The sequence below is a fragment of the Enterobacter cloacae complex sp. S1 genome, from assembly GCF_014930525.1.
Taxonomy (GTDB): Bacteria; Pseudomonadota; Gammaproteobacteria; order Enterobacterales; family Enterobacteriaceae; genus Enterobacter; species Enterobacter hormaechei_C.
This window is the reverse complement of the sequence record NZ_JADBRE010000029.1, coordinates 18,808-38,800: the sequence shown is the minus strand read 5'-3', so window position 1 is coordinate 38,800 and position 19,993 is coordinate 18,808. Positions and strand designations below refer to the sequence as shown.

Genomic DNA, 19,993 nt, shown 5'->3' with positions numbered 1-19,993 from the left:
CCCCCCTCCCTGGACATTCTCAGAATGGGCAGTACCTGCAATTTTATCCGTTGGAACAGACATCTGACTTAAACCGGTGTCCGTGCTGCGCTGCAAACGCTTCGAGCGGCAGAGTATTGCCCTCAGGCACGGTGATGGTGATCGGCGCCCCCACCAGACGGCTGCCCTCGGGAGGGAGGGGGTAGGTTACAGCAGATGCAGCGGGAACCAGAATACCAAGCGTAAAAACGAACGAGGCAAATCGAATCATAGTGTTCTGTACTCAGTCAAAGAGAAAGCCTGCCGGTGGGCAGGCTTAGCCTACTCATTCAGTCATCTTTTCGTCGTCCGCCATCTCCGGGTAAGGACTTTTTCTGCTTCAACAATCATGAACATCGCAAACCCAATCAGGAAGGTAATGATCCAGTAGCGGAACGGTAGCGCTTCGGTACCGAACAGCATTTGCATGAACGGCGCATAGATGATCAGAAGCTGAAGGGCCAGAAGTACGCCGCTCACGATCCATATCCCCTTGTTAGCCAGCAGACCTTTACTCAGGGAGAAGCCGTCGGTGACGCGGCAGTTGAGCATGTAAAACCACTGGGCGGTGACCAGCGTTTGCAGCAACACGGTGCGGATGAACTCCGGTGAGTAGCCGCGTGGTTGCAGCCAGGCCTCCAGCACAAAGGCGCTGATGGCAATCATCAGGCCGACAAACACCACTCGCCAGATGGCATAACCGTCCATCACATGCAGGTTTGACTTACGCGGCGGCCGGTTCATGATGTCCTTCTCACCCGCTTCAAACGCCAGGCCAAACGACAGCGTTGCCGAGGTTGCCATGTTCATCCACAGGATCAGTACCGGCGTTAGTGGGATCAGGTTCCCCGCCAGCAGGGCAATAATGATCAGCAAGGCCTGGGCGATGTTGCTCGGGATAACGAACAAAATGGTCTTTTTCAGGTTGTCGTAGACCCGACGCCCTTCATGGACCGCCCGGGCAATGGTGGCAAAGTTATCATCCGTTAACACCATATCGGCGGCTTCTTTGGTGACTTCAGTACCTTTGATCCCCATCGCGATGCCGACATCCGCCCGCTTCAGCGCCGGCGCATCGTTCACCCCGTCCCCGGTCATTCCGACCACTTCCTGCTTACTTTGCAGCGCCTGCACCAGGCGGAATTTATCTTCCGGGCTGGTGCGGGCAAAGATATCGTATTTTTGCGCCGCCTCGCTCAGCTGGTGATCGTCCATCGCCTCCAGCTCGCGCCCGGTAATGGCGCTCGCCGCGTTGCCAATACCCAGCATCTGTCCAATGCTCATCGCCGTTTGTGGATGATCCCCGGTAATCATTTTCACGCGAATGCCCGCCTGCAAGCAGTCGGCAATGGCCGAAATGGCTTCCGGGCGCGGGGGATCCATCATGCCCGCAATGCCGAGCAGTATGACCCCTTCTTGCAGATCCGCATGCGTCAGCTCGCGCTGCCCGCTGGCGGCCGGTTTCCAGGCCGCAGCCACCATGCGCAATCCCTCGCGCGCATACTTTTCAATCTTCTCTTCCCAGTAGTGCAGGTTGAACGGCTCCAGCCCGTTTTGGGTCTGCTGGTGCTGGCAAAGACGGAAAAGGACGTCCGGCGCACCGGTGATTAACATCACCTCTTCGTCGCCCAGGCGATAGAGGGTGGACATGTATTTATATTGCGAATCAAATGGGATTTTACTGCGCAATTCGGCGTCAATTGCCGGAAGCGGGATTTTGGCCGCCAGCACCTTCAGCGCGCCTTCGGTTGGACCGCCGGTGATTTTCCACAGCCCCTGCTCATCTTTGATCAGCTGGCTGTCATTACAGAGATCGACTGTGCGCAGATAGCGCTCCAGCACAGATCCCGGGTTCACGGTGACCGGTGTCGGATCGTCAACGGGGTGAATAGTACCCACCGGCTCGTAGCTGTCTCCGTCCACGCGGTAGGTGGTGTCCGCGGTAATCACCGCTTTTACCGTCATCTCATTCATGGTCAGGGTGCCGGTTTTATCCGAGCAGATAACCGTCATCGCCCCCAACGTTTCCACGGTAGGCAGCTTGCGAATAATCGCCTTGCGACGCGCCATCGCCTGCACGCCCAGCGAGAGGATGATCGAGATAATGGCCGGTAATCCTTCCGGCACCGCCGCCACCGCAAGGCTAATCAACGACAGCACCAGCTCTGATACGGGCATATCACGGAAGATAAGACTGAAAACGAACAGCGCCAGCATCATCACCAGAATGGTGATAAAAATGGTCTTGCCGAGCTTGTCCATTTGCACCATCAACGGGGTACGGTGTTTTTCAATGTCTGACATCATCTGGTTGATATGGCCGAGTTCGGTCTCCCCACCGGTCGCCACCACCAGCCCTTTTCCCGCGCCGGAGCTGACGGTGGTGCCAGAATAAAGCAGGTTGTAACGGTCGCCTAACGGCAACTCCCCGTGGAGCGCATCGCTGCTTTTCTCCACTACCGTGGATTCGCCGGTGAGAATAGCTTCTTCCACCCGCAGATTGTGCGCCTCTGTCACGCGAAGATCGGCAGGAATGCGATCCCCGGCGCGTATCACGACGATATCTCCGGGCACCAGCGCTGTCGTCGGGATAGTTTCATGGTTGCCCTGCCGGATGACCACAGCCTCGCTGGAGAGCATATTGCGAATACTTTGCAGCGATTTCTCCGCATTGCTCTCCTGAATATGGCCAATCAGGGCGTTAATGATGGCTACCCCAAGAATGACAAACATATCCACCCAGTGTCCCATTATCAGCTTCAGCAGCGCCGCCGCCAGAAGGACGTAAATAAGGACATCGTTGAAATGGGCCAGAAAGCGCAGCCAGCCAGGTTTACCCGGTTTTTGCGGTAAGGCATTTTCACCGTATTTTTCCAGCCTGGCGGTGGCTTCTGTACTGCTAAGTCCGTCGAGGCTGGATTGGATATTTGTCAGGGTTTCATCAACGGTCTGTTGATAATACGGACGGTGAGGCTTTTCTGTTATCATCGTTCCTTCCTCAGGTTCTTTTCAGAAATCACCTTGCTTTCATGACATTAACGAATAACGAAAACAGGAACATGCGCGTAACGAACGATACTCGCCGCCTCTGACCCTAATAAATGAGTTTGAATATTTGGATTACGCGATCCCACAATAATCGCACCGACGTTAAGCTCATCCGCCAGTTTGATTACCTCATCACGTATATTCCCGCTGCGAACATGTAGATGGACATTTGCTTCCGGCAGGTTGATTTTTTTTACCAGCGCAGCCAGTTTTTCTTTAGCATTATTAATCATATATTCATCCATCTTTCTCGCGTCTGCAATAAAACCGCGGGTCAGTTCCGCCGAGAACTTTGGCATAACGTACAGCAGATGGACATTACCCGATGCGCTTTGCGCCAGGAATTGGGCATGCTGTAGCGCTTTATCAGACAATGCTGTTTCGTATACATCCACCGGCACCAGAATCGTTTTATACATATCAAGCATCCTTTTTATAACCAACACAACAGTGAGTGAATCATGAGAGATCGCATCAAACCCATGGGTACAGGCGTGAATGCCTTTTACGGAAAAAAGGAATGGATGCTATTAAACGTAGCACAGGAATATCAGGATGTTATTCAAAGGGGATACACCATCGTAACGCTTGTTTCGCCTGAGTATGTCACGCCACTAATAATGGTTATTTAACATTTATTTATTCACCGACTATGCTCATAGTCAGGCATGCAACACGTTTATTCTCTTTATCCCGCGCCACCTTCAACCTCATGGAGGAATGCATGTACGGTTTAAGCCTGATTCGCCTTGGTTTGTTTATTGCGCTCGCCATTATCGCCAGCACAGCAATCGGTTTATTTACCTATGTGGTCGTCTCGGCCCTGGCAGAATAGCGCCACCCCAGCATTGATGACGAAATAAATAAAACAATTATTATCAGGGGAATACTGTGAAGCGCTACCTCTCTCTTCTGCCTGCTGTTTTATTGCTGCTGACGGCGTGCGATCCGAAACCCGACCGCGCCGCGCCCCTGCCGAAAATGGTAAAAGTCGCAGAGGTGGTCAAGGCCGGCAACGCGCAGCAGCGCGTGTTTCCCGCCCGTATTGAATCCGGCGATGCCACGGATCTCGCGTTCAAACGAGCCGGGCAGATTGAGACCCTGGACATTCGCCAGGGTGCCGTTGTCAAACAGGGGCAACGGCTCGCCAGCCTCAACGCCCGTGAAGCCCGGCAGCGCCTGAACGACAGGCAAACGGCGGCGACCCTGGCTCAGCGGCAATTCGACCGCTTCCAGACCCTGGCGGGACGCCAGGCCGTGTCGAAAGCCGAGATGGATGTCCAGCGCGCCAACCGCGATTCAGCAAACGCCGCGCTACAGATTGCGCGCGAAGAATTAAGCCAGATGACGCTCGTCGCCCCCTTTAGCGGGACAGCGGCCAGCGTCCATGTGCGAAATCATCAGGTCGTCTCCGCCGGCCAGCCCGTCGTCACTTTGACCCGTACCGATCTGCTGGACGTGGTGTTCAGCCTTCCAGAGAACCTGTTTAACACCTTCGATATTCGCAATGCGCAGTACAAACCGGTAGTGAGGATCAACGCCCTGCCCGGTCGCGAGTTTACCGCTGTGTACAAAGAGCACTCAGGCAGTAGCGACAGCAACACATTGACCTGGCAGGTGATTTTAACCATGCCCCGCCCGGATGATTTTCCCGTCGTGGGCGGCGTCAGCGGAACGGTCACCATCAATTTAACCAACCTTCCGGCTGGTGTGGGCAGTGAGGCGCTGGTAGTGCCGGTTGAAGCGGTCTTTAACCCGGATAACCGCCCGCGCAATGAGCCACATGTCTGGGTGGTGACGGGCGAAGGCGATACGTTGCACCTTGAAGATCGTAAGGTCAGCGTGGGGCAAGTCAGCGCTGAGGGGGTCGTCATCGTCGGTGGGCTTAAGGCCGGTGAACGCGTGGTGGCCGCAGGCGTTGGGGAGCTACATCCCAACCAGCCGGTACGTATCTGGACGCGTGAACGGGGACTGTAATGGATATCTCTCGTCAGTTTATCAGCAACCCGGTTCGCGTCTGGCTGACTATTTTGCTGCTGGGCGTAGGCGGCATTATTGCCCTGTTGAACATTGGCAGACTGGAAGATCCGGCGTTTACCATCAAAACGGCGGTGGTGATCACCCATTATCCGGGCGCGTCGGCGCAGCAGGTTGAGGAAGAGGTCACCCTGCCGCTGGAAAATGCGCTTCAGCAGTTACCTTATCTGGATAACGTCAGCTCCATCTCCTCCAGCGGCCTGTCGCAGATCACGGTCAATATAGCCTCGCGCTACCACTCAAATGCACTGCCGCAAATCTGGGATGAACTGCGTCGCCGGGTGGGAGATGCCGCCAGACAGTTTCCACCCGGCGTAGTGACCCCGTTTGTGAATGACGATTTTGGCGATGTGTTCGGCTTTTTCTTTGCCATTTCCGGAGATGAATTCAGCAATCCGGAACTGGTCCGGTATGCCGAGCAGCTGCGCCGGGAGTTGGTCCTCGTGCCAGGCGTGGGCAAAGTGGCCATCGGCGGAGCCCTCACTCAGCAGATTAACGTGGACATTTCTCTGAGCAAAATGGCCGCGCGCGGGATAACGCTGAACCAGCTTTCTGCCCAGCTCAGCAGGCTGAACGTGGTCTCCAGCGCGGGAGAGATCCCCTCCGGTACCGAGTCAATTCGTCTGCATCCTACCGGTGAATTCGAAAGTATTGACGAGCTGGCCGATCTCATCGTGACCCCGCCCGGCGTTGGGGCGGCTACCCGCTTACGGGATATTGCCACCCTGTCACGCGGGCTGGATGCGTCCCCTGCCAGCATCTACCATGCCAACGGCAGAAAAGCCGTCACCATGGGCGTCTCCTTTATCCCCGGCGTTAACGTGATCGACGTGGGACATGCCCTGGAGGCGAAGCTAGAGCAGATGTCAGCCGAGAAACCAGCAGGTATCCATATCGACCTGTTTTACGATCAGGCGGCGGAGGTCGGGCATTCCGTTAACGGATTTATCATTAACTTCCTGATGGCGCTGGCGATTGTCATCGGCGTGTTGTTGATCTTTATGGGCTTACGCAGCGGGATCATTATCGCCTTTTCCCTCGCCCTCAACGTGCTGGGCACGCTGCTGATCATGTATCTCTGGGGTATTGAACTACAGCGCATTTCACTGGGTGCGCTGATCATCGCCCTCAGCATGCTGGTCGACAATGCCATTGTTATTGTCGAAGGGGTACTGGTAGCCCGGCAGCAGGGCTCGTCCCTGATGAACGCCATTAGCGACATTATTCGCCGTTCTGCGCTGCCGCTGCTGGGTGCAACGGTCATCGCCATCCTGGCCTTTGCGCCCGTCGGGCTGTCACAGGATTCCACCGGCGAATACTGTAAGTCGCTGTTTCAGGTCCTGCTGATTTCGCTCATGCTGAGCTGGTTCTCAGCCCTCACCATTACGCCAGTGCTGATTAAGTGGTGGCTGTTTAAACGAGATGCTGCACCGCCAAAGGCCGACGAAACGGATCCCTATGACAAACGCATCTATCGGATCTATCAGGGTGTGCTCAACGCGCTGTTACGGCGTAAAGCGCCAACGCTGGTAGTGATGGCCGCACTGCTGGCCGCCGCCATCTGGGGCTTTGGCTCGGTGCGGCAGAACTTCTTCCCCTCCTCCAGTACGCCAATTTTCTTTGTCGACCTCTGGCTCCCTTACGGTACCGACATTAACTGGACCGAGAAGATGACCGGTGATATCGAGAAAACCATTAACGGCCAGCCAGGCGTGGAAACTACGGTCTCGACGATTGGTCAGGGAAGTATGCGATTTATTTTGACCTACAGCGGACAGCGGCAGTACAGCAACTATGCGCAAATTATGGTGAGAATGGACGACCAGCGTAACATCCCCGCCCTGACCCGCCACATGGATGAATACATCGCACGGAACTATCCGCAGGTTAACGCCAGCACGAAGCGGGTGATGTTTGGCCCCTCCGGCGACAGCGCCATTGAAATACGTATTAAAGGCCCCGATCCGGACAGGCTGCGTCTGATCGCCAGCCAGGTAGACAACATCCTTACGCGCGATCCGGCGACGGACAGCGTCAGGAACGACTGGCAAAACCGCAGCAAAGTGATCCGCCCGCAGTACGTCACCGCGCTGGGACGTGAGCTTGGCGTGGATAAGCAGGACGTCGATAACGCACTGGAGATGAATTTCTCCGGCAGTCGGGCAGGACTGTACAGAGAAGGCAGCGACCTGTTGCCCGTGGTGGTGCGCCCGCCGGAAAGCGAGCGGCTGGACGCCAATCACCTGAATAACGTTCTGGTCTGGAGCCAGACCCGGCAGCAGTATATTCCGCTGAGCAACGTCATCAGCGGCTTCGCGCTGGAGTGGGAAGATCCGCTGATCCTGCGCCGTGACCGCTCCCGCGTGCTGACCGTGCAGACCGACCCTGACCCGCTAAGCCAGCAAACCTCCGGCGATATTCTCGCCCGCGTGAAGCCGCAAATTGATGCCCTGCCCCTGCCCCACGGCTACAGCATTGAGTGGGGCGGTGACGCGGAGAACTCCAGCGAAGCGCAGCAGGGGCTATTTACCACGCTGCCGCTCGGCTATCTGGTGATGTTTGTGATCACGGTGCTGATGTTCAGTTCGGTGAAAAACGCCGTCGCCATCTGGCTGACCGTGCCGCTGGCGCTGATCGGCGTGACGCCGGGGTTTTTAATTACCGGCATCCCTTTTGGCTTTATGGCGTTGATTGGCCTGCTGAGCCTGAGCGGGATGCTGATCCGCAACGGCATTGTATTGGTGGAAGAGATAGAACAGCAGAAAGCGCAGCAGGATCAGCACAGTGCGATCGTTTACGCCGCCACGTCGCGCCTGCGTCCCATCCTCCTCACCGCCTTTACGACCGTACTCGGCCTCGCCCCTCTGCTGCTGGATGTGTTCTTCCAGAGCATGGCCGTTGTGATTATGTTTGGGCTTGGGTTTGCTACAATCCTGACGCTGCTGGTACTCCCCGTAATTTACGCGTGTTTCCATCGTAAGGACAAAGCTGAACAACAATGAATGCGACAGGGCTGAATATCATCAAGACGCTGGGGTGTATGACGGCGGTTACCTTTTTCACCATCTACAACACCTGGGATCATTACGATTATGACTATCACTGGATCCTCGGTTTTTTAACCTTCATTTCGACCATCGCCACGCCGTTATTTTTTGTGGTTGCAGGGTATCTGGACGGGCAATCCCGACACGGCACGCGCTGGCAGCTGGATAAGATCAAAAGCCTGGTGATCGTCTTTCTGTTCTGGGTAACGATTTACTACCTGTGGGAGCCCTATCAGCGCGGATATCTGATCCAGCCCTGGTTCGTGTTCGCGTTTATCGTGATTTACACGTTTCACCCGGTGGTGGAGTGGCTCAGCCAGCGACGAACGCTCTTTTGCGGGGTAATTGCCGCCCTGCTGCTTTTCTCATACGGGTACGATTTACTGTCAGCCCTCTATCCTGATGCCCATGTCCTTTCATTGTCGCCGCAGTATCGCCTGTGGACGTGGCTGCTGTTTTATCTGACGGGGCAGCTCTTTTGCGATCCGCAGATCGCGGCGTGGATCGGCCGCAAAAATGTGGTCAGGGCAGCGGTCATCGCCATACCGTTTATTTATCTCTTCACGTGGTTTTACGAACGGCACTTCTTTTTTGCGCTATTTAAAGCAGACAGAAACGCCTTTATTCTCACCGGATCGCAAATCTACATTCTGATTATTGCCCTGGTGATTGCGGCCAACGGCGTGCGTTTTCGCCGCAATGCGGAGTTTAAAGAGTCCGTGCTGGCCGCCATTAGCAAAACCATGACCGGGGTCTATATTATGCACTACTCGGTGTTTCACCTGCTGACCGCGCTCATTCCGGTGACGTCCCTGAGCACCAAACTTGCTCTGATTGTGCTTACGTTTGTTACGTCGGTCCTGTTTTCGCTGCTGATCCTGTCCAACGCAGTGGCCAAAAAAGTGATCACCCTCTAAAAGCCCAGGCACAGCCAGGCAAACAGCACGTTGCCGTTGTTGTAGGTCCCGGGAATATAGGTGAACTGGACGGTGACGCGCTTATATCCGGCAGAGAAAAGCGGGAAGATAAACGGCAGCGGGACATAGTTGGCAAAGTCGTCGCGTGCCGTGATCCCCGCAGCGGCCCCCAGCCCCAGACGGAAATCTTTTGCGTTATCCAGATACCAGCCTTTCTCCCAGCCGTAGCCCATCGCAGGCTGCCATTCGTTATGTGAATCTTTGAACATCATGGCAAAGAGCGCGCTCCAGTTGCCCTCGTCGTTGTAGCGGGACACGCCCAGCCCCCCGCCCCACGGCATTTCGTTGTAGTTGTCGGTTTTCTCTTTGTCATACATGAATCGAGCATGCCAGCTCAGAAACGGAAGGTAGAGATCGTAACGATCCGGCTGTTCCCAGGTTTGCGCAATATCGTCCGTTACTGCATCCCACCAGCGGTGAATACGCTGTTCGCCATAGACTTTCGGCTCCGCATGCAGCGGAGATACGACTAAAAACAGGACTACCCACAGTGCAGGAAAGAGGCGTTGCATCGTTATACCCTCAGCTTACGTTACGCAGCGATCGTTATTACTGTAAACCATTCAGCCCTAACCGGAGCCAAACAGGCTGATTTATGTTGTCGCCCGATAAGATGAAATTTATTTATTCTGCGCTTTCAGGAAAGATAAAAACGTTTTCTCAGGCCGCCTGTCGCGGTAGTCTCATACATTCCGTCAATATGACGGCCGTGATGTGAGTGACCTTTTCTTATACCAATAATTAAAAATCAGTACAGACAGGACAACTATGGACTCCACCCTTATCTCCGCTCGCCGCAACGAGGAGACACCTTCGCTTAACCGCGCCCGCCGCGCCGCTTTAGGTAGCTTCGCAGGCGCCGTCGTCGACTGGTATGACTTTCTGCTCTACGGTATTACCGCTGCGCTGGTCTTTAACCGTGAATTCTTTCCCCAGATCAGCCCCGCCATGGGCACGCTTGCTGCGTTTGCCACCTTCGGCGTCGGTTTTCTGTTTCGTCCTCTGGGCGGGATAATTTTCGGCCACTTCGGCGATCGCCTTGGCCGGAAACGTATGCTGATGCTCACCGTCTGGATGATGGGCATTGCCACCGCGCTGATCGGTATTTTGCCCTCCTTTGCCTCGATTGGCTGGTGGGCTCCGGTGTTGCTGGTGACGCTGCGCGCCATTCAGGGCTTTGCCGTCGGTGGTGAATGGGGCGGCGCGGCATTGCTGTCCGTGGAAAGCGCGCCGAAGAACAAGAAAGCGTTTTACAGCAGCGGCGTGCAGGTGGGTTATGGCGTGGGTCTGCTGCTCTCCACGGGCCTGGTGTCGCTAATAAGTCAGCTCACGACAGACGAGCAGTTCCTGAGCTGGGGCTGGCGTATTCCGTTTATCTTCAGCATTGTGCTGGTCGTGGTGGCCCTGTGGATCCGTAACGGCATGGAAGAGTCGGCTGAGTTTGAGCGGCAGCAGCGCGAAAAACCGGTCGCGAAAAAACGGCTGCCGGTGATGGAAGCGCTGGTGCAGCACCCTGGCGCTTTTCTGAAAATCATTGCCCTGCGCTTGTGCGAACTGCTAACGATGTATATCGTCACCGCCTTTGCCCTGAACTACTCCACGCAAAACCTCGGCCTGCCGCGGGAATTGTTCCTGAATATTGGCCTGGTGGTGGGCGGGATCAGCTGCCTGACCATCCCCTGCTTCGCCTGGCTGGCGGATCGCTTTGGCCGTCGACGGGTGTATATCACCGGGGCGCTCATCGGCACACTCAGCGCCTGGCCATTCTTTATGGCGCTGGAGGCACAGTCGGTCTTTTGGATTGTCTTCTTCGCGATCATGCTTGCGAACATCGCTCACGATATGGTGGTCTGCGTGCAGCAGCCAATGTTCACCGAGCTGTTTGGCGCAAGCTACCGTTACAGCGGCGCGGGCGTGGGATATCAGGTGGCGAGCGTGGTCGGCGGTGGGTTTACGCCGTTTATCGCCGCCGCGCTGGTAACGTTCTCCGGCGGTAACTGGCATAGCGTGGCGATTTATCTGCTGGCGGGTTGCCTGCTTTCTGCCGCCACCGCCCTGTTGATGAAGGAAACCGCGCACAGCTGATCTCCTCACTTTTGTTTCACAGGCGTGTGACATACTATCGGGTAAAGCCGCACACCTGTGGAACAAGGAGACAGACATGAATAATAAGGGCTCCAGCCTGACCCCGGCTCAGGCGCTGGAAAAACTCGACGCACTGTATGAACAGTCCGTCAATGCACTGCGCAGCGCCATCAGTGACTATATCGAAACAGGGAAACTTCCCGATGAAAAGGCCAGAACCCAGGGCCTTTTTGTTTATCCATCGCTCTCTGTCACCTGGGACGGCAGCGCCAGCAGCAATCCGAAAACCCGCGCCTATGCGCGTTTCACCCACTCCGGCTGTTACAGCACGACCATCACGCGACCTGCGCTGTTCCGCCCCTATCTGGAAGAGCAGCTTACCCTGCTGTATCAGGATTACGGCGCGCATATCAGCGTTGAGCCGTCCCTGCACGAGATCCCTTACCCGTACGTGATAGACGGCTCAGCGCTGACGCTGGATCGCTCCATGAGCGCGGGGCTGACCCGCCACTTCCCGACCACTGAGCTGTCGCAGATTGGCGATGAGACGGCGGACGGGATCTATCACCCGGCAGAGTTTTCACCCCTGTCGCACTTTGATGCCCGCCGTGTCGATTTCTCGCTGGCACGCCTGCGCCACTACACCGGCACCCCAGCCGAACATTTCCAGCCGTTCGTGTTGTTTACCAATTACACCCGCTATGTGGACGAATTTGTCCGCTGGGGCTGTAGCCAGATCCTCGATCCGGACAGCCCTTACATCGCCCTATCCTGCGCGGGCGGGATCTGGATCACCGCCGAAACCGAAGCACCGGAAGAGGCCATCTCCGACCTGGCGTGGAAAAAGCACCAGATGCCAGCCTGGCACCTGATCACCGCCGACGGTCAGGGCATTACGCTGATTAACATCGGCGTTGGCCCGTCGAATGCGAAAACCATCTGCGACCATCTGGCGGTACTGCGCCCGGACGTCTGGCTGATGATCGGCCACTGCGGAGGCCTGCGTGAAAGCCAGCTGATTGGCGATTACGTCCTCGCCCACGCTTATTTGCGTGACGACCATGTCCTTGACGCGGTTCTGCCGCCAGATATTCCTATCCCGAGTATCGCGGAAGTGCAGCGCGCCCTTTACGACGCCACCAAAGAGGTGAGCGGCATGCCGGGTGAAGAGGTGAAGCAGCGCCTGCGTACCGGTACGGTCGTCACCACCGACGATCGTAACTGGGAGCTGCGCTATTCCGCCTCCGCCCTGCGTTTCAATCTCAGCCGTGCGGTCGCAATCGATATGGAAAGCGCCACCATTGCCGCGCAGGGCTATCGCTTCCGCGTCCCTTACGGCACGCTGCTGTGCGTGTCCGATAAACCGCTGCACGGCGAGATCAAACTGCCGGGCCAGGCGAACCGTTTTTACGAAGGGGCGATCTCAGAGCATCTTCAGATTGGCATTCGCGCCATCGATTTACTGCGTGCAGAGGGCGACAAACTGCATTCCCGCAAGCTGCGCACCTTCAATGAGCCACCGTTCCGCTGATAACAAGGACCCACTCACCCGGCCTGGGATTCCGTAGGTCGGGTAAGCGGAGCGCCACCCGACAATTTCACGAACGCAGAAAAGCAAAAAGCCTGCTTTAAAAGCAGGCTTTTTAAATTTGGCTCCTCTGACTGGACTCGAACCAGTGACATACGGATTAACAGTCCGCCGTTCTACCGACTGAACTACAGAGGAATCGTGTGAACGGGGCGCATATTATCGATGCGCCCTGAGGATGTCAAAGGGTGAATGCAGATTTTCAATCGTTTGCCGATTTATTCTCCACTTCGCACATTTGTCAGGCACTTGCCGTTTCCGAAACCTCCTGCTCCGGTTTTTTTCGCGGATATTTCCACAGCCAGCGCCCGCTCACCATGCGCCAGTAGAACAGCGCCCCGCGCACGGCCCAGTCAAGGAACATCCCCAGCCAGACGCCGACAACGCCCATACCCAACATTACCCCCAGCGTGTAGCCCGCCACAACGCGACAGCCCCACATGCCGAGCATGGAGACCCACATCGCAAACCGGGCATCGCGCGCCCCTTTCAGCCCGGCAGGAAGTACCCAGGACGCGGCCCAAATTGGCATAAACGCCGCGTTGAGCCAAATGAGCACCTTCACGACCTCTTTCACGTCATTTTCATGCGTATAGAACGAGGCCATCAGCCCGGCAAAAGGCGCAGTTCCCCACGCAATCGCCGTCAGTCCAATAGTTGAAAGCCAGAAGACGTGCCGAAGTTGCCGTTCCGCCTGCCCTATCTGCCCCTTTCCGAGACGTCTGCCGGTGATGATCGTCGACGCCGACCCCAGCGCGTTTCCCGGCAGGTTAATGAGTGAGGCGATGGAGAAGGCAATAAAGTTGCCGGCGATGACGTCTGTTCCCATCCCGGCAACAAACATCTGCGTCAGCAGTTTCCCACCGTTAAACAACACGGATTCGATGCTGGCCGGAATCCCGATCCCCATCACTTCCCAGATAATGGCGAAGTTAAGCGGACGGAAATAGCTTTTCAGCGTCAGGCGCAGCGATGGCGTAATTCCCGCCATCAGTACGCCAATTATCGCCGCCGCACCAATGTAGCGGGAAATGGTCAGCCCTAAACCCGCGCCGACAAAGCCCAGCCCCTCCCATGAAAAGACGCCGTAAATCAAAACGCTGCTGATAATGATATTCAGGATGTTCATGCCGCCGTTAATCAGCAGCGGAATTTTGGTATTTCCTGCTCCACGAAGCGCACCGCTACCAATCAGCGCGATGGCAGCCGCAGGATAACTCAGCACCGTCATTTCCAGGTAGGTGAGAGCCAGATCCTTCACCTCGCTGGTCGCTTCTCCCGCGACAATGTCGATAATTTCTTTGCCGTAATAATGGATAACCGCCGCAAGGATGATCGAAAAGAGGGTCATGATCATCAGCGACTGTCTGGCCGCTTCGCGGGCACGCTTCGGATCAAGCTTGCCCAGGCTAAACGCCACCACCACCGTCGTACCGAGATCGATAGCGGCAAAGAAGGACATCACAACCATGTTGAAACTATCCGCCAGCCCTACCCCGGCCATGGCTTCTTTACCGAGCCAGCTCACCAGAAAGGTGCTCAACACGCCCATCAACAGGACGCAGGTATTCTCCAGGAAAATAGGCACGGCAAGGGGGGTGATTTCACGCCAGAAGAGAACTCGATAACTCTTACGTTTTGCATACCAGGGCGTGCGCATAATCGCCTGGCGTAGGGGTGCGGTGACGTTCAAAATGGACCTTAGCGAGAAAGTTGAAACTCCATTTCAAATGATGGGGCAGAAATGCGTATCCTGCAAAGTATTTTCCATAAAATTATGTTTGGATTTACAACAAAATGACGACAGAATCATCAAACAAACGCTTTTGCCTGAGATCAGGTTTGACAAAAGTTTTTTCGCCGCTAAGATAAGCCTCCACAACGATTCCTCTGTAGTTCAGTCGGTAGAACGGCGGACTGTTAATCCGTATGTCACTGGTTCGAGTCCAGTCAGAGGAGCCAAATTTAAAAGCCTGCTTTTAGAGCAGGCTTTTTGCTTTTTTGCGTTCGTGAAATTGTCGGGTGGCGGCTTCACCTTACCCGACCTACGTGATAACAGTCCTGTAGGCCCGGTAAGCGCAGCGCCACCGGGCAACAGAGTGTGCGATTACTCGCCTTTAGCGTCGACGTTTTTGATTTCGCCCATCACTTTCAGCTTCTTGGAGATGTCGCGACGCTCTTTGGACAGCTCAGCGTTTTTGATGATGTAGTCATCAACGCGATCTTCATAATCGCTCTTCATGCTGGCGATGATGCCCTGAATAGCTTCAACGCTCATACCTGGCTTGATGTAGTCGCTCAGGTTGTCCAGCAGCAGGACACGTTTCTGGTTGTCACGGATCTTCTTCTCTACGTCCTGGATTTCGCGCTGTAGCTTGTTTTTGCGGCGGAACAGGCGGACGAACTCCAGAACATCCTGGAACGAAGGCTTGGTAGTTTCCATTTTTACACCCCTGATAATGTGAGATTCGGATTCGTTAAAGCAACCGTTTTAACAGACAGCGGCTGCGAATGACAATGAGTATATCGTTTAAAACCATCATAACCCTAATTGTTGCTGAATCGAAGCAGCAGGCATCACATACGCTTTTTATTTGCGCAGCGCCCGGCAAATCAGCTGCGATAACAACTCCAGCTGTCGCGCCAGCTCCATACTCAGCCAGACATAACCATGGATGGGCGTTTCCGCCACATTGTCTCCCTGGCGCTCATTCATCAGCTGTTTAAGCTCGGCGACGATTTCGTTCAGCCGCTCGCTGTTCGCCCGTATCGGCTGTGGGTTACCTTCGTAGAGCGCATGGGCGATGGTCAGCAGGGTTTGTTGCGTCATCTGCTGCGTCTCTTTCAGCGTATGCGCGTTGAGCATCAGAAGATGGCTGGGGCGTGAGGCCCAGTGGGCATTGATTTGCAGTTCAAGCATACAGACCAGATTACGGCTGACCGTCTGAATAGCTTCAAAAATGGCTTTCTGGATATGGGTTTCTTTGCTTGCCGGGGTAATCAACCCGCGCATTTTAACCACATCATTGAGGATTTTTTGCAGGTGCTTTTCCAGACGCGGGCGCTCAATCAGATTCGGCGAAAACCCGGCCTGGTAGACCCGGTTAAATGCCGTGACGTAGTTTGCCATCTGAATGCGCCAGTGCAGGAAGGCGCGCTGCGGCCAGATGCCGGTAAACAGCATGGCGAGCAACGAGCCGAGGATCACGTCCCCGCTTCGCCACAATGCGGTGGTCATATCGCCCGCCGGTGCGCCGACCACAACCGCGAGCGTAATGCCAATCAGCAGCGCCTGATACGGTTTCTTGCCGAGGGCCAGCCACCCGCAAAGAAACATCGCCACCGCGCACCACAGCAACATGACCGGAAACGAAATCAGCTCCAGCTTCAGGGCGATAAGCCCAAGCGCTGAGCCTAAAACGGTGCCGCCTATGCGTTCGAAAGCGCGCGGGACCACGTTCCCCCAGAATGAGATCGGCCCCATCACCACCACCAGCGTGATCAACGGCCACGTCCCTTCCGGGATATCCAGCAAACGAACCAGTACGAAGGTCAACACAAACGCCAGCGCAATGCGGCAACCGTGCACCACGCGATAATGTTTGTATAACCGAATTTCAAAAGGGGTTAATGACTTGTCGGGGCGCACACCCGTCTCCAGCTCTACGGCAAACCACAATTGTACTGTGTTTTCAGCCGGGTGGATCGCGCCCGGCTGAAAAACCCTGCATTCCGCAGGATTATCCCACTTTGTGCTCTACCGGTACAAACATCTCAATATCCCAGTAGCCGTCAGCATTGCCATCGTTCAGATAGCGTTCGAAGCAGGGTTTTGCCGCGATCTGGAATTTGTTGTCTTCCAGCAGGGAGTTGAAGAACTGATACCATGGAGTGGCGAAATCATGATTTTCGACGCGCGCGGCGGCAATAGCATACTCTCCGGCAGCAATTTCGGTCATCATCACCCCTTCGCTGTTCTCAGGGATAGTGAAATCGTCCGTTACCGTTACGGCGGTAACGCAGCGGAGCTTTTCTGCCGGCACGTCATCCGGATTGTCATAATAAACGGCCACCCACTCCTGCGGCTGAATATGACGCCCGTCTACCCACATGACCAGCTGTTCAAATCCCTGCTTGACCGTCTTTTCCCACGGTCCCACGAGATGAAAGCCAGCGATCGTACGTTTCTGTTGCTGCCTGATGCTGTAGTCCATGCTGCCTCCGTTTATTACTGTATATATATACACTGTAAAGCAGAATCGAGATTATCGGCAAACCAGGAGTGTTTATTATGTGAGCAGACTCGCAACACTGCCAGTCTGCCCAAAAAGGTCAGAGTTTATGATGCAGATAATCGCCGAGGCGGGAGAAAAGGCCGCCCTTTTCAACGCTTTCCAGCGTAACCAATGGCCAGTGCGCTACCACCTTGTCACGATCGTACAGCTGGATCTCCCCTACCCGCTGATGCGCGGCGATCGGCGCTTCCAGCTCTTTTTTATCCATCACGTATTTCGCCTTGATGTTCGGCACTTCCGATTTGGGTAATGCCAGCCAGAAGTCCTGATCCGTGCCCAGCGCGATCTGCTCTTTATCGCCGTACCAGATGCGCTCGGTTCCCACTTTTTTACCGTTATGCAGGATCTGCACCGTATCAAAATTTTGCTGTCCCCAGTGCAGCAGCTTGCGCGCCTGATCTTCACGTCCTTTCGGGCTGTCTGCCCCCATCACCACCGCAATCAGTCGACGCTGACCGTCCACCGCGGAGGCAATCAGGTTAAAGCCCGCGCCCGAGGTGTGACCCGTTTTCAGGCCATCCACGTTCATGGTCTTATCCCACAGCAGGCCGTTGCGGTTCTGCTGGGTGATGCCGTTCCAGGTCAGGCTCTTTTCGCTGTACATGTGATAGAACTCAGGCTCGCCGTGAATGATGGCCCGGGAAAGCACGGCGAGATCGTAAGCGGAGCTGTGCTGGCCCGGTGCATCCAGCCCGTGTACGGTTTCGAAGTGGGTATCGCGCAGGTTCAGCTTTTCAACGTAGTCATTCATCATCCTGACGAACTGCGGCTGACCGCCCGCCACGTGATCCGCCAGCGCCACGCAGGCGTCATTGCCGGAATCAACAATCAGGCCGCGGCTGAGATCGCGCACGGAAACCCGATCGCCCTCCTTCAGAAACATCAGCGACGAACCGTCAAAGACCGGATTGCCTTTTGCCCATGCGTCACGTCCGACCGTCACAATGTCATCGGGGCTGATGCGGTGGCTATCAATGGCACGATCGACAACGTACCCCGTCATCAGTTTGGTCAGGCTCGCCGGATTACGCTGCTGATGTTCGTTGCCCGCCGTTAAGATTTGACCCGTGGTGTAATCCATCAATACCCAGGAGCCAGCCTGGATGGCAGGCGGCTGAGGTGAAAAATCCAGCGGCTCGGCAGCCAGCGCGGATGAAATACTCGAAGCGAGTAAAGAAACAGCAATAAACAGACGGCGTTTCAACGGTATATCCTCAGGTCAGTAAAAATCGATGACCTTTTTACGGGAGTTCTGATGTCGTTACCTGCCTTAATTGCAAAAAAATGTGACAGCACGCAGATTTTTTCGGAACAAATCTCGCAAATTTCTTGCCTGACGGTGCTTTTTATTCGGACTGCTCACCCCAATCGTTTACCATAGAGACGTCAATTTTTAACAGGATGAGATTACTGGTGTCTGACTCTGCCGCGCGCCCGACTTTTTTGTTCCACGATTACGAAACCTTTGGCACCCATCCGGCGCTGGACCGACCGGCGCAGTTTGCGGCTATCCGTACCGATGACGAATTTAACGTCATCGGCGAACCCGAGGTGTTTTACTGTAAGCCCGCCGATGACTATCTGCCGCAGCCGGGCGCGGTAATGGTGACGGGCATCACGCCTCAGGAAGCGCGGGATAAAGGCGTTAGCGAAGCAGAATTTGCCCGTCGCATCCACGACCTGTTCACGGTGCCCAATACCTGCGTGGTGGGTTACAACAACATCCGTTTTGACGATGAAGTGACGCGCAATATCTTCTATCGCAACTTCTACGATCCGTATGCCTGGAGCTGGCAGAACCGTAATTCACGCTGGGATTTGCTGGATATCATGCGCGCCTGCTATGCGCTGCGCCCGGAGGGGATTAACTGGCCGGAGAACGACGACGGCTTGCCGAGCTTCAGGCTCGAGCACCTGACGCGGGCCAACGGCATTGAGCACAGCAACGCCCACGACGCGATGGCAGACGTTTACGCGACCATCGCTATGGCGAAACTTGTAAAAACTGCGCAGCCGCGCCTGTTTGAGTATCTGTTGAGCCATCGCAGCAAGCAAAAGCTGATGACGCTAATTGACGTGCCGCAGATGAAACCGCTGGTGCATATTTCAGGGATGTTCGGTGCGTGGCGCGGGAATACAAGCTGGGTGGCGCCGCTTGCCTGGCATCCGGACAACCGTAACGCCGTCATCATGGTGGATCTCGCCGGAGATATCTCCCCGCTGCTTGAGCTCGACAGCGACACCTTACGTGAACGGCTCTATACGCCGAAAGAGGCGCTGGGTGACCTGCCAGCCATACCGGTAAAACTGGTGCACATCAATAAGTGCCCGGTGCTGGCGCAGGCCAACACGCTGCGCCCGGAAGACGCCGACCGGCTGGGGATTAACCGTCAGCACTGCCTCGATAACCTGAAAGTGCTGCGCGACAACCCGCAGGTGCGCGAGAAAGTTGTCGCCATTTTTGCTGAAGCAGAGCCGTTCGTGCCGTCTGAGAATGTGGATGCGCAGCTTTATAACGGCTTCTTCAGCGACGCCGATCGCGCGGCGATGAATATCGTGCTGCAAACCGACCCGCGTAACCTGCCCGCGCTGGATATCACCTTCGCAGATAAGCGCATTGAGAAGCTGATGTTTAATTATCGCGCGCGCAACTATCCCGGCACGCTGGATGAAGCAGAGCAGGAACGCTGGTTACAGCATCGGCGCAACGTGTTTACGCCGGAGTTTCTTAATAGCTACGCCCAGGAGCTGGAGATGCTTTACGGTCAGTATGAAGGGAATGCTGAGAAGCAGGCGCTGCTGAAAGCGCTGTTCCAGTATGCGCAAGAAATTGTCTGAGTAGCGGGTACAAAAAAGCCGGAGGCGATGTCTCCGGCTTTTTTTTTTGCCGGGTGGCGC

General features: G+C 55.5%; 14 protein-coding genes, 2 tRNA genes and 1 pseudogene. 7 read left to right on the top strand and 10 right to left on the bottom strand.

The genetic code is table 11. From position 1 onward, the window contains the following. Window positions 1–79: 79 nt before the first annotated feature. From IM290_RS18445 to IM290_RS18435, 3 genes and pseudogenes are all read right to left on the bottom strand, one after another. Window positions 80–250: pseudogene (locus IM290_RS18445) on the bottom strand (L,D-transpeptidase); the annotation flags it as partial. A 62-nt stretch (window positions 251–312) separates the two neighbouring features. Continuing rightward, window positions 313–3,006 (bottom strand): cation-transporting P-type ATPase, encoded by a 2,694-nt coding sequence (locus IM290_RS18440; protein WP_193041880.1) that lies wholly within the window; start codon window positions 3,004–3,006, stop codon window positions 313–315. A 47-nt stretch (window positions 3,007–3,053) separates the two neighbouring features. Further along, entirely contained in the window at window positions 3,054–3,485 is a 432-nt protein-coding gene (locus tag IM290_RS18435) for a universal stress protein (RefSeq protein WP_003859525.1), read from the bottom strand. 472 nt (window positions 3,486–3,957) lie between these two features. On the opposite strand from IM290_RS18435, the gene IM290_RS18430 reads away from it, so the two are divergent. From IM290_RS18430 to IM290_RS18420, 3 genes are read left to right on the top strand one after another with little or no spacing between them, the layout of a single operon-like run. Next, window positions 3,958–5,043 (top strand): efflux RND transporter periplasmic adaptor subunit, encoded by a 1,086-nt coding sequence (locus tag IM290_RS18430; RefSeq protein ID WP_032104796.1) that lies wholly within the window; start codon window positions 3,958–3,960, stop codon window positions 5,041–5,043. Next, entirely contained in the window at window positions 5,043–8,105 is a 3,063-nt protein-coding gene (locus tag IM290_RS18425; RefSeq protein WP_109937516.1) for an efflux RND transporter permease subunit, read from the top strand. The genes IM290_RS18430 and IM290_RS18425 overlap by 1 nt, the downstream gene beginning before the upstream one ends. A gap of 38 nt (window positions 8,106–8,143) precedes the next feature. Then, window positions 8,144–9,067, top strand: a complete 924-nt coding sequence (locus IM290_RS18420; RefSeq protein ID WP_026080612.1) for an acyltransferase — start codon at window positions 8,144–8,146, stop codon at window positions 9,065–9,067. On the opposite strand, the gene pagP is transcribed toward IM290_RS18420, so the two are convergent. Continuing rightward, window positions 9,064–9,639, bottom strand: coding sequence for a lipid IV(A) palmitoyltransferase PagP (gene pagP, locus IM290_RS18415; RefSeq protein ID WP_125183008.1), 576 nt, complete (start codon window positions 9,637–9,639; stop codon window positions 9,064–9,066). The two genes, IM290_RS18420 and pagP, sit on opposite strands and share 4 nt — an antisense overlap. A gap of 256 nt (window positions 9,640–9,895) precedes the next feature. Here pagP and shiA point away from each other — a divergent pair, with 256 nt between their 5' ends. Together shiA and IM290_RS18405 are read left to right on the top strand one after the other, a co-directional pair. Then, on the top strand, window positions 9,896–11,212 hold the full coding sequence (shiA, locus tag IM290_RS18410) for a shikimate transporter (RefSeq protein WP_017383305.1): 1,317 nt from the start codon (window positions 9,896–9,898) through the stop codon (window positions 11,210–11,212). Between the two features lie 76 nt (window positions 11,213–11,288). Next, window positions 11,289–12,743: an AMP nucleosidase gene (locus IM290_RS18405; RefSeq protein WP_015572404.1), complete on the top strand. Its 1,455-nt coding sequence runs from the start codon at window positions 11,289–11,291 to the stop codon at window positions 12,741–12,743. A gap of 119 nt (window positions 12,744–12,862) precedes the next feature. On the opposite strand, the gene IM290_RS18400 is transcribed toward IM290_RS18405, so the two are convergent. Next, window positions 12,863–12,938: transfer RNA gene (locus IM290_RS18400), tRNA-Asn, on the bottom strand. Window positions 12,939–13,041: 103 nt separating this feature from the next. Further along, a complete protein-coding gene (gene emmdR, locus IM290_RS18395) occupies window positions 13,042–14,460 on the bottom strand; it encodes a multidrug efflux MATE transporter EmmdR (protein WP_023294986.1) in 1,419 nt (472 codons plus the stop codon). Window positions 14,461–14,686: 226 nt separating this feature from the next. Here emmdR and IM290_RS18390 point away from each other — a divergent pair. After that, a tRNA-Asn gene (locus IM290_RS18390) sits at window positions 14,687–14,762 on the top strand. A gap of 145 nt (window positions 14,763–14,907) precedes the next feature. Here the strand turns inward: IM290_RS18390 and IM290_RS18385 are convergent. The 4 genes from IM290_RS18385 to dacD form a co-directional block, all read right to left on the bottom strand. After that, window positions 14,908–15,243: a DUF496 family protein gene (locus IM290_RS18385; protein ID WP_000450410.1), complete on the bottom strand. Its 336-nt coding sequence runs from the start codon at window positions 15,241–15,243 to the stop codon at window positions 14,908–14,910. A gap of 147 nt (window positions 15,244–15,390) precedes the next feature. Continuing rightward, entirely contained in the window at window positions 15,391–16,449 is a 1,059-nt protein-coding gene (locus IM290_RS18380) for an FUSC family protein (protein ID WP_017693112.1), read from the bottom strand. Window positions 16,450–16,540: 91 nt separating this feature from the next. Next, window positions 16,541–17,014: a DNA gyrase inhibitor SbmC gene (sbmC, locus tag IM290_RS18375; protein ID WP_017383302.1), complete on the bottom strand. Its 474-nt coding sequence runs from the start codon at window positions 17,012–17,014 to the stop codon at window positions 16,541–16,543. Between the two features lie 118 nt (window positions 17,015–17,132). Further along, the gene (gene dacD / locus IM290_RS18370; protein WP_047740833.1) at window positions 17,133–18,305 is read right to left on the bottom strand and encodes a serine-type D-Ala-D-Ala carboxypeptidase DacD; all 1,173 of its coding nucleotides are present in this window, start codon (window positions 18,303–18,305) and stop codon (window positions 17,133–17,135) included. Between the two features lie 191 nt (window positions 18,306–18,496). On the opposite strand from dacD, the gene sbcB reads away from it, so the two are divergent. Further along, a complete protein-coding gene (sbcB, locus tag IM290_RS18365) occupies window positions 18,497–19,933 on the top strand; it encodes an exodeoxyribonuclease I (RefSeq protein WP_370532105.1) in 1,437 nt (478 codons plus the stop codon). Window positions 19,934–19,993 lie beyond the last annotated feature (60 nt).

Excerpts from the sequence above, each read along its gene's own strand:
- IM290_RS18440 (WP_193041880.1), bottom strand. The coding sequence starts at position 3,006 with ATGATAACAGAAAAGCCTCACCGTCCGTATTATCAACAGACCGTTGAT.
- IM290_RS18435 (WP_003859525.1), bottom strand. The coding sequence starts at position 3,485 with ATGTATAAAACGATTCTGGTGCCGGTGGATGTATACGAAACAGCATTG.
- IM290_RS18425 (WP_109937516.1), top strand. The coding sequence starts at position 5,043 with ATGGATATCTCTCGTCAGTTTATCAGCAACCCGGTTCGCGTCTGGCTG.
- IM290_RS18420 (WP_026080612.1), top strand. The coding sequence starts at position 8,144 with ATGACGGCGGTTACCTTTTTCACCATCTACAACACCTGGGATCATTAC.
- pagP (WP_125183008.1), bottom strand. The coding sequence starts at position 9,639 with ATGCAACGCCTCTTTCCTGCACTGTGGGTAGTCCTGTTTTTAGTCGTA.
- shiA (WP_017383305.1), top strand. The coding sequence starts at position 9,896 with ATGGACTCCACCCTTATCTCCGCTCGCCGCAACGAGGAGACACCTTCG.
- IM290_RS18405 (WP_015572404.1), top strand. The coding sequence starts at position 11,289 with ATGAATAATAAGGGCTCCAGCCTGACCCCGGCTCAGGCGCTGGAAAAA.
- emmdR (WP_023294986.1), bottom strand. The coding sequence starts at position 14,460 with ATGCGCACGCCCTGGTATGCAAAACGTAAGAGTTATCGAGTTCTCTTC.
- IM290_RS18385 (WP_000450410.1), bottom strand. The coding sequence starts at position 15,243 with ATGGAAACTACCAAGCCTTCGTTCCAGGATGTTCTGGAGTTCGTCCGC.
- sbmC (WP_017383302.1), bottom strand. The coding sequence starts at position 17,014 with ATGGACTACAGCATCAGGCAGCAACAGAAACGTACGATCGCTGGCTTT.
- sbcB (WP_370532105.1), top strand. The coding sequence starts at position 18,497 with ATGAGATTACTGGTGTCTGACTCTGCCGCGCGCCCGACTTTTTTGTTC.